Consider the following 8,855-nt stretch of genomic DNA (forward strand, 5'->3'; position numbering starts at 1 on the left):
GTCTAATTTCTGGACGCGCGCCTACCGTGGCTTCGTCTGACTGTTTGCTGCTTGAGTGCCGAGAAGAACATCTCCCGGCCGATGCGTTCACTACGCAGGGGCGGTCAGACGCGGTGGTGTCAGGAGGACTGAAGGATTTCGGCCCAGATCGCTGGCCTGGAAACCGAGCAATGGCTCGCCGTCCGAGGATGGCATCACAGGCGGCGCCTCGGGTAGCAGGGCAACAATGGTGCAGAGCTGGCCGCAATCGCGGTCCGGCGCCGTTTCAGTGTGACAGCATCGTTCGTCCGCAGCCTTGCTTCGGTCGTCGGAGTAATTCGAATGGGCCTCATGCTGTGCACCCGCAACGGTCTGATCCTGATGCGAGCCGTGTGTGCCCGGACTGGCATGCGCCGCTGCCAGGAAAACAAAAGCGCTGAACGCAAGCAGCAGCAGGCCTGTCAGGAACTGGCGGAGCCAGTCGCCTTTCGATCCGAAAGCCGCAGTCGAGCTCCTGCTCATGGCTTGGCTTCTTTGTCGAGGTCGGGATGGAGAGTTGCCACGCACCAGATGACATCCTTGCGGCCGTCAATATCCGAGCCCAGGCAACCAGAGCTCCTGACAAAGGCAGGGTCTGCCCCGCAGGCCCGGTTCTGAATCGGACTGATGGCGACCGGATGGATCATGAGCAGCGTTCCACTCAGATCTCCCGCGCGCCGCGGAAACGCCCGAAGGTTTTCTGGACGGAAGGGCCGAACAGGAACACCTCGTATGGCTCGGGGACCACGCCGGGAAAGTCCATGCCGGGGGAGCCGGCGGGCATTCCGGGAACCGCAAGCCCTGTCGCGAACGGGCGCGCGGCCAGGAGGCGGCGAAGCGCGGCGGCCGGCACATGTCCTTCGATGACATAGCCGTCCACTTCGGCCGTATGGCAGGAGTACAACGCCGCCGGGACGCCGAGCCGCTGCTTGAGGCTTTCGACCTCGCTCGATTCCACGACGCTCACCGGGAAGCCGGCCGCCTCGATATGCTCGACCCATGCGCCGCAGCACCCGCAATTCGTATCCTTGGTGACGGTCACCAGAGGCAGTCCTGCCGAGCGAACCGTTCCCGCCGTTGAGAGCAGGACGGGGAACGCGGTGGCGCTGGCTAGGAAGGAGCGCCTGCTGATCATATGGATGGTTTGCATCTCAGTTCCTCCATCTGGGCCGCAACTTCGTCAAAGCTGGATCACCGGAAAAATACGTATTTGATCAAAGCGGCGGCGGTAAGGAGCACGAGTACCAGAAGAACGATGCCCCACATCATCCCGCCCGACATCATGACATTGCATCATGGCCTGTTCTGCCCTTCCGTCGCAAAGATACTCATAGCGGCCCCCTTCGCCGCAGACTTTGACTTAGCGCAAGGATGGGACGGTATCCGGGCTGTTGGCGCCACCATCGTCACCAATTTTTCCAGATGGAGGACCTTCGCCCACGTCAGCCTCCTACAATCTCGTGGCCCGCAGCCGGGAGGCGTTCGCGATGACGCTCACCGACGACAGCGCCATGGCGGCGGCGGCGATGATCGGCGACAGCAGGATGCCGAAGAACGGGTAGAGCACCCCGGCTGCCACCGGCACGCCGAGCGCGTTGTAAATGAAGGCGAAGAACAGGTTCTGGCGGATGTTGCGCATGACAGCCTCCGAGAGCCGGCGCGCGCGGACGATGCCCGTGAGATCGCCCTTGAGCAATGTGACACCTGCGCTTTCCATTGCCACATCGGTACCGGTGCCCATGGCGATGCCCACATCGGCCGCCGCCAGCGCCGGCGCGTCGTTCACGCCGTCGCCTGCCATCGCCACCACCTCGCCTGCCGCCTTGTGACGCTGCACGACCGCGCTTTTCTGGTCGGGCAGGACCTCGGCCTCGACCTCGTCGATGCCGAGCCGGCGGGCGACCGCCTTGGCCGTGGTCCAGTTATCACCCGTAAGCATGACAACGCGGATTCCCTGCGCCTTCAGCGCGGCAAGCGCCTCGGGCGTCGAGGGCTTGACCGGATCGGCGATGGCGAAGATGGCGGCGATGCGGTTGTCCACTCCCATGAAGATCGCGGTTGCCCCGTCCTCGCGCAGCCGGTCGGCCTCATCCGCCAGTGGGGCGACATCAACGCCTTGCTCGGCCAGGAACTTGGCATTTCCAAGGGGAATGCGCTTGCCTTCGACCGTGCCGTAGGCGCCTTTGCCGGTCGGCGAGTCGAAATCCGCGACCGGTGCGGTCACGATCCCCCGCTCCTCGGCAGCGCGAACGATGGCCAGCGCCAGCGGATGCTCGCTGGCCCGCTCCACGCTGGCGGCAAGCCGCAAAGCCTCGTCCTCGGTGAAGCCAGGCGCTGGCACGATTGCGGTGACAGCGGGCCGGCCCTCGGTCAGCGTACCGGTCTTGTCGACGATGATGGTATCGACCTTCTCCATATGCTCGAGCGCCTCGGCGTTCTTGATCAGCACGCCCGCCTGTGCGCCCCGGCCGACGCCGACCATGATCGACATCGGCGTTGCCAGCCCGAGCGCGCAGGGACAGGCGATGATCAGGACCGAAACCGCCGCGATCAGCCCGAAGGATAAGCGCGGCTCCGGTCCCCAGATCGACCAAGCGATGAAGGCGATGACTGCGACGACGATCACCGCCGGCACGAACCACCCCGACACCTGATCGGCGAGGCGCTGGATCGGCGCGCGGCTTCGCTGCGCCTCGGCGACGAGTTGGACGATCTGCGACAGCATGGTGTCTCGCCCGACCTTGCGTGCCTCGATCACTAGCGCGCCGGACTGGTTCATGGTGCCGCTGATGGCTTTGGCGCCGGCCTCCTTGGTCACCGGCATCGACTCGCCGGTCACCATCGATTCATCGACAGCGCTGCGTCCTTCCAGAACTTCGCCATCGACCGGCACCTTCTCGCCAGGCCGCACCCGCAAACGGTCGCCGACATGAACGGTGTCGAGTTGAACCTCCTCCTCAGTGCCGTCGTCACGAATGATCCGCGCGGTCTTGGGAGCGAGGTCAAGCAGCGCCCGGATCGCGCCGCTGGTGCTCTCGCGCGCCCGCAGCTCCAGTACCTGTCCCAGCAGCACCAGCACGGTGATGACCGCCGCCGCCTCGAAATAGACCGCGACCGAGCCGTCGTTCTGGCGGAAGGCGTCGGGGAAGATGCCGGGTGCAAGCGTGGCGACGACGCTGTAGATCCACGCCATCCCGGTGCCCATGGCGATCAGTGTAAACATGTTGAGGCTGCGGTTGACGAGCGACTGCCAGCCACGCTGGAAGAACGGCCAGCCCGCCCAGAGAACGACCGGCGTTGCGAGGATCAGTTGCAGCCAGTTCGAGACCTGCTGCCCGATGGCGTGAGTCAGCCCGAACACATGCCCGCCCATCTCGAGAATGAACACCGGGATCGCCAGAACGAGGCCGATCCAGAAGCGGCGTGTCATGTCGATCAGTTCGACATTGGGCTCGGCCTCAAGGCTGACCAGCACCGGCTCCAGCGCCATGCCGCAGATCGGGCATGATCCGGGGCCGTCCTGCCGGATCTCGGGATGCATCGGGCAGGTATAGACCGTCCCCTCGGGAATCGGTACTACCTCCGCCGCCGCCGGATCGAGATAGCTTTCGGGCTCGGCCAGGAACTTCGCGCGGCACCCGGCCGAGCAGAAATAATAGGGCCGGCCCGCATGCTCGGCCTTGTGCTGGGCCGTGTGGGGATCGACAATCATGCCGCAGACCGGGTCCTTGACCTTGTGCGCGTCGTCCTGCGCGACCGCCCCGTGATCATGCGCATGACCTTGGGCGGAATGAACGTGACTCTGATTCTGGTGATCGTGTTCGGTCTTGCTGGCCATTTTCACGCCTCCCCGGCGTCTTATCCTAAGCTTGCTCTTCGCCTATTCTGCGCCTTCCAACCGTTGGAAGGTCAAGAGGTGATCGAAATCCGGAGTTCCTGCCAATCAGTGATTGTCGTGGATCTTTCCGATGCTGGTCCGTTCTTGCCCCGTCTGAGACTGCATGATGTCAATCTCGGCCGCAGAGTCCTCGCCGTCGAGGCAGTATTTCTCGATCTGCAACGTCGAGAAGTAGATGTTGAAACGCTCGCGCAGGAGATTGCTTGCTTGTCGCAACACCCGTTCGCCTTCCTGAAAGTCCCCAACGCAGACGTGGCTTGAGAATACATTGCGCCCGGATGTCAGACTCCAGGCATGGACGTGATGCACGTCGGTAACCCCCTCTAGCTGCCGGATGGCCTCGATGGCGGCCTCCAAGTCGAGGTCTTCGGGCGTGCCTTGCAGCAGGATGTGCAATGCCTCGCGCATAATACCCCAGGAAGCCCAGAGCAGCACCAGTCCGAAGGCCATGCCAAGCAGCGGGTCGATGGCCACAAAGCCCGTGAATCGGATCACCAGCGCCGAGACGATGATCAGGAAGCTGCCGACGAAGGTCTGCAGTATGTGCCAATACGCACCCCGGATATTCAGGTTGTCCTTCTGGCGCTCGTACATGAGCCAGAGCGCGACAAGCTCGGTGGCGATGCCGCCCGCTGCGGCGATCAACATCGGCGTCGTGGCCAGTTCGATGGGCTCCATGAGGCGCATCGCGCCCATCCACAGCACGTAGAGAGCCATGGCGACGAGGAAGAGGCCGTTGAAGAGGGCCCCCAGGATCTCCGCCCGAATGTAGCCGAAGGTGCGCGAGGGGCTGGATTTTCGCTCACCCAGACGCATGGCGACCAGCGCAATGAGCACGCCGCCCACGGCCGAGAAGGTGTGGAAGGCATCCGACATGACGGCGACCGAGCCAGTCCAGATGCCGATCCCGAGTTCCACGATGAAGTAAAGGCCGGTAAGCCAGCCCGAAATGACGAGCGCTTTGCGATCACCACTCGCGGGCATGTGGCCGGCATGACCGCCGTGAGACATTGACATAGGGTTCACCTCCTTGTTGCACAGGAGGACGCCGGTGCCGGCGTCCTCCTGCCAGCACGCTGCCTATGCGCTGACCGCAAATTCGGTCATCATGCCTGTTTCAAGATGCGGCATGTGATGGCAATGAAGCATCCAGCGCGCGGCTTCTCCGGCGTCGAGTGCAATGTCGACCATCGACATTGGCGGCACATACACCGTGTCCCGCCGCGCGCCCGTAACCGCCCGTCCATTCAGCCCGACGACCTGGAACACATGCCCGTGCAGATGCATCGGGTGACCCATCATCGACATATTGTGGAAGGACAGCACGATCCGCTCGCCGCGCCTCGCGGTAACCGGGCGATGCTGGCCCCAGACGGCGCCATTCATCGTCCACACATAGGGCTGCATCGAGCCGCCCAGCATTACCATGTGGCTGCGGTCCACCGGCCGCTCCGGCAAGGATTCGGAAGCGATCAAGCGCGTCTCCTGTCCAAGGTCGGTGTCAAAAGCCGGTGCTTCGGACTCTGCCAAAGCATCAATGTGCCGTATCTCGGCGCCCGGAGTGGCAAGGATCAGACCAGTGCGCTCCCGCGCTCCTTCTCGCAGCGCAAGGATCGGCCAGGCACCACCCTCCGAAGGCAGGTCGATCTCAAGGTCGAGCCGTTGGCCCATGGCCAGACCGAACCGCGTGCCAGACAGCGGCTGAACGGCGTGGCCATCAACCGCGACGAGCCGGGCCTGCGCTTCGCCGGTGTCCAGCCAGAACACAGTCGCCGCAGCGGCGTTGATGACGCGTAGGCGGATACGCCCGCCGCGCTCGACCTGCACCACTTCCGGGTCCGAGAGCGTGCGATCGTTGGCAAGATAGGCGTCCCAATCGTAGTCGTTGAGGTCCATCGCCATACTGTCCATGGACCCCATTCCACCCATGGCGCCGTGATCCATGCCAGTCATCGGCATGTTTCCCATCGCGCCGTGGTCCATACCCGACATTCCGCCCGTGCCTGCGCCTGCGCCGCTTCCGTGATTGCCCGTGGCGCCATGGCCGGATGTGATCTCGGCCATCACCTCCTCGGGCGCCTTGAACGAGAAATCATGCAGAAACAGCACCACCTCCTGCCGGTCAGCGGCGACATCCTCGGCACTGCGCACGATCAGTGGCGCGGCCAGAAGGCGCATCTCGTGCAGCGGCACATGCGCGTGCATCCAATAGGTGCCGGGCAGCGGTGCGAAGTCATAGGCGCGTGTTTCGCCGGGGGCGAGCATCGGCAAGGGCATGTCGGGCACGCCATCCTGCGCATTGGGCGGAATCTGGCCGTGCCAGTGAATCAGTGTGGCGGTATCGAGTTCGTTTGTTAGATCCACCCGGAAGGGCATGCCGGGATCGAGTGTCAGGCCCTGTCCTGATGGCCCGGCAAGACCCCAGACAGTGGCGGCGCGTCCGTCGATGTCCAGAGTCCGGCTGGCGGCGCGAAGCGACAGCGGCGTGGCGTCCTGCGCTGCCGCCGTCCGGGGCACATGAGCGTAGGCCAGCATAGCTGCGCCAGCGGCGAGAAAGCCGCGTCGTGAAAGGGTATTCATGGTCGTCTCCTCGGGACAGCAGTCCCGTTCCTCAAGCTGTCGGAAGTCCGCGGGCCGAAGCCCGGGCGCGATCAGAGGAGGCGGACCTTCGGAGGACGCTCGTTCAGTCCAAGCGCCCCACCGGCAATGCTTGCATCAGGCGGCAGGACATAGATGGTTGGCGTGTATTGGTTTCCAGAACCACCGCTCGGTGATATGAGAAAGAGCGAAAAACCTGCACAAACCAGTTCACAGGTTCCCGCATCCATGTCTGCCGATCCGCAGTGTTCGCTGCTGCATGCAGGCTCGATGCCGGCTGAGACGACTATCATCTCGTTCGCATGCACAGCCGGGTCCGGCGTTATGCTCATGCGTGCCGCGTGCGCGGAAAACACCATCGTCATGATGGCGACCGCGGCTATGGCAAGCATGGAGACAACGCGCGCAAACATACTGGAAAGATAGGTACTACTCACCGGAATGTCTATTGCAAATGGTGTCGCACCACTGGCAAATCTTCCTTGCCATCTCGTGCGTTGCAATTCCTCGTTACTGAACATGCGTGCCATGCGAAAGAAGCCCCAAAATACTTTCTGGTCAAGGTCGTTCCTCGGAGGAGCGATCGTGGTAACATTGGCTGGGTGGCATTACGCCCGTTCCGAATCCACCGCTGCGGCATCAGCGGAGGTCGTCGAGCAGGGCCGACAAGTCTATGCGGATCAATGCGCGTCTTGCCACGGTGCGAATCTCGAAGGGCAGCCGGACTGGCGCTCGCCGCTTCCCTCCGGTCGGCTGCCCGCACCGCCGCACGACGAGAGCGGCCACACCTGGCACCATGCCGATGAGATGCTGTTCCGCATCGTCAAGGAGGGTACAGCGGCCATCGTCGGAGGGAGCTATGAGAGCGACATGCCTGGTTTTGCCGATGCCCTGAGCGAGGGCGAGATCCGGGCTGTCCTCGCTTTTATTAAGAGTACCTGGCCGGAACGAGAGCGCGGATATCAGGAGGAGGTCTCCCGCCGCCGCTGAGTTTCGGAGTCCCGCCTACGCGGGCAGTTGTTGACCTGCGAAGTCGGCATTGACCCGTCCCGTTTCCGGCTCATCCATCCTTGGGCCTCATTGAACGGATGATGTCCTAGTGATGCCGCTGACATTTTTTCGGAGGCACAGGAAGTTCTCCGATAGCCAGATAAGCTTGAGACAACGGCTTGTGCGAAGCTGCGACGCCGAGCCCTCGCGCATCAATCAGTTCAAGAGCCTGCAATAGCTTCTCGGCAACTTCCATGTCGCCGTCCGAACATGCCCGTTTGAACAGGTGCAGGATTTCGCCGGCAAGTGTCATGGCTATTGCTCCCTGGCACCGTGACCGCTTCTTTCCGCCTTCGCCGACACGACGGGCCTCGTGTGCTCGAACCTGTTCCCTGTCGCGCCGGAACGATCGCGGGTGTGTGTGGGGCTGGTCTCAGGGTCATCAGTCGTCGCCAACTCATCGATGATCGGGCAGTCCGGCCGGGCATTGCCCCGGCAGTTCTCGGCAAGGTGCTTGAGCGTCATGCTCATCTCCCTGAGTTCACGCGCCTTCCGTTCAAGTTCCTCGACATGCTCAAGGGCAACACGCTTGACGTCCGCGCTCGCCCGGTCTCGGTCTCGCCAGAGCGCAAGCAGTTCCGTCATTTTCTCGACCGAGAAACCGAGATCGCGCGCACGCCTGATAAAACGCAACGTATGCACGTCCTTGTCGGAGTAATCTCGGTATCCGCTATCCGTCCGCGACGCTTCCGCGATCAATCCGATCGATTCGTAGTAACGGATCATCTTCGCCGAAACGCCTGATGCCGCCGCTGCCTTTCCGATGTTCATCGCTGGTTCCTTTCTTCGACTTATGTAGGCGCTTCTTCGGGCGTAAAAAATACGTCCGCATGTATGTCCTCGCCGCGCAAGCCCAGTTCGCGAAGCATGATGCCAGAAGCATCGATCATGGCGGGCGGTCCGGCCATATATGCCTTCCAGCCATCGAGATCCTGCACGTCACTCACGATCGCATCCGTTACCAGGCCGGTTCGGAAGCGATCGGATCGGCTCACTTCCGAAAGCACGGGTGTGAAGGTGAGGTTGTCGTAGGCGCTCGCCAGAAGACTGAAATGTTCGACCAGATAGAGATCGCGCTCCGTCCGTGCCCCGAAATAGAGATGGATCGGCTGCCGCAGGCCGCTTGTCAGCGCCGTTTCGACAATCGACTTGATCGGCGCCAGTCCCGACCCGCCGGCGACCGCCAGAATTGGACCAGTATGCTGTTCGCGCAGAAAAGAGCTGCCGAGCGGCCCGCGGACCGAAACCTCGTCACCGACCTTGAGTGACCTGGCGACGTGTTCGCTCGTCG

The 8,855-nt window shown here is 62.8% G+C and carries 11 protein-coding genes; 1 reads left to right on the forward strand and 10 read right to left on the reverse strand.

Going from position 1 to position 8,855, the window contains the following annotated elements; translation table 11 throughout:
- Window positions 1-90: 90 nt before the first annotated feature.
- The 7 genes from ABWW28_RS22475 to ABWW28_RS22505 form a co-directional block, all read right to left on the reverse strand.
- Entirely contained in the window at window positions 91-501 is a 411-nt protein-coding gene (locus tag ABWW28_RS22475) for a hypothetical protein (RefSeq protein WP_122520897.1), read from the reverse strand.
- Window positions 498-665, reverse strand: a complete 168-nt coding sequence (locus tag ABWW28_RS22480; RefSeq protein WP_163001346.1) for a hypothetical protein — start codon at window positions 663-665, stop codon at window positions 498-500. Before ABWW28_RS22480 ends, ABWW28_RS22475 begins: the two co-directional genes overlap by 4 nt.
- Window positions 666-679: 14 nt before the next feature.
- Window positions 680-1,168 carry a DUF411 domain-containing protein gene (locus ABWW28_RS22485; protein WP_122520896.1) on the reverse strand — a complete coding sequence of 163 codons (489 nt, stop codon included), beginning with the start codon at window positions 1,166-1,168 and terminating at the stop codon, window positions 680-682.
- Window positions 1,169-1,468: 300 nt separating this feature from the next.
- Complete coding sequence (locus ABWW28_RS22490) at window positions 1,469-3,856, reverse strand: heavy metal translocating P-type ATPase (RefSeq protein WP_122520895.1); 2,388 nt, start codon at window positions 3,854-3,856, stop codon at window positions 1,469-1,471.
- 105 nt (window positions 3,857-3,961) lie between these two features.
- Window positions 3,962-4,933 (reverse strand): cation diffusion facilitator family transporter, encoded by a 972-nt coding sequence (locus ABWW28_RS22495; RefSeq protein WP_206110628.1) that lies wholly within the window; start codon window positions 4,931-4,933, stop codon window positions 3,962-3,964.
- A gap of 63 nt (window positions 4,934-4,996) precedes the next feature.
- A complete protein-coding gene (locus tag ABWW28_RS22500) occupies window positions 4,997-6,496 on the reverse strand; it encodes a multicopper oxidase family protein (RefSeq protein WP_122520894.1) in 1,500 nt (499 codons plus the stop codon).
- A gap of 71 nt (window positions 6,497-6,567) precedes the next feature.
- A complete protein-coding gene (locus ABWW28_RS22505; RefSeq protein WP_209004896.1) occupies window positions 6,568-7,044 on the reverse strand; it encodes a hypothetical protein in 477 nt (158 codons plus the stop codon).
- 55 nt (window positions 7,045-7,099) lie between these two features.
- Here ABWW28_RS22505 and ABWW28_RS22510 point away from each other — a divergent pair, with 55 nt between their 5' ends.
- Window positions 7,100-7,504, forward strand: a complete 405-nt coding sequence (locus ABWW28_RS22510; RefSeq protein WP_247648027.1) for a c-type cytochrome — start codon at window positions 7,100-7,102, stop codon at window positions 7,502-7,504.
- 106 nt (window positions 7,505-7,610) lie between these two features.
- Here the strand turns inward: ABWW28_RS22510 and ABWW28_RS22515 are convergent, their stop codons facing one another.
- The 3 genes from ABWW28_RS22515 to ABWW28_RS22525 all read right to left on the reverse strand — a co-directional run.
- Window positions 7,611-7,817 carry a hypothetical protein gene (locus ABWW28_RS22515; protein ID WP_028034408.1) on the reverse strand — a complete coding sequence of 69 codons (207 nt, stop codon included), beginning with the start codon at window positions 7,815-7,817 and terminating at the stop codon, window positions 7,611-7,613.
- Between the two features lie 2 nt (window positions 7,818-7,819).
- Window positions 7,820-8,335, reverse strand: a complete 516-nt coding sequence (cueR, locus tag ABWW28_RS22520; RefSeq protein WP_012092680.1) for a Cu(I)-responsive transcriptional regulator — start codon at window positions 8,333-8,335, stop codon at window positions 7,820-7,822.
- Window positions 8,336-8,355: 20 nt separating this feature from the next.
- Window positions 8,356-8,855, reverse strand: a 500-nt coding sequence (locus ABWW28_RS22525) for a ferredoxin reductase domain-containing protein (RefSeq protein WP_502904593.1), incomplete at its 5' end; no start/stop codon positions are given.

Origin of the sequence: Brucella sp. NBRC 14130, assembly GCF_040371715.1 — a bacterium.
GTDB classification, from domain to species: domain Bacteria; phylum Pseudomonadota; class Alphaproteobacteria; order Rhizobiales; family Rhizobiaceae; genus Brucella; species Brucella intermedia.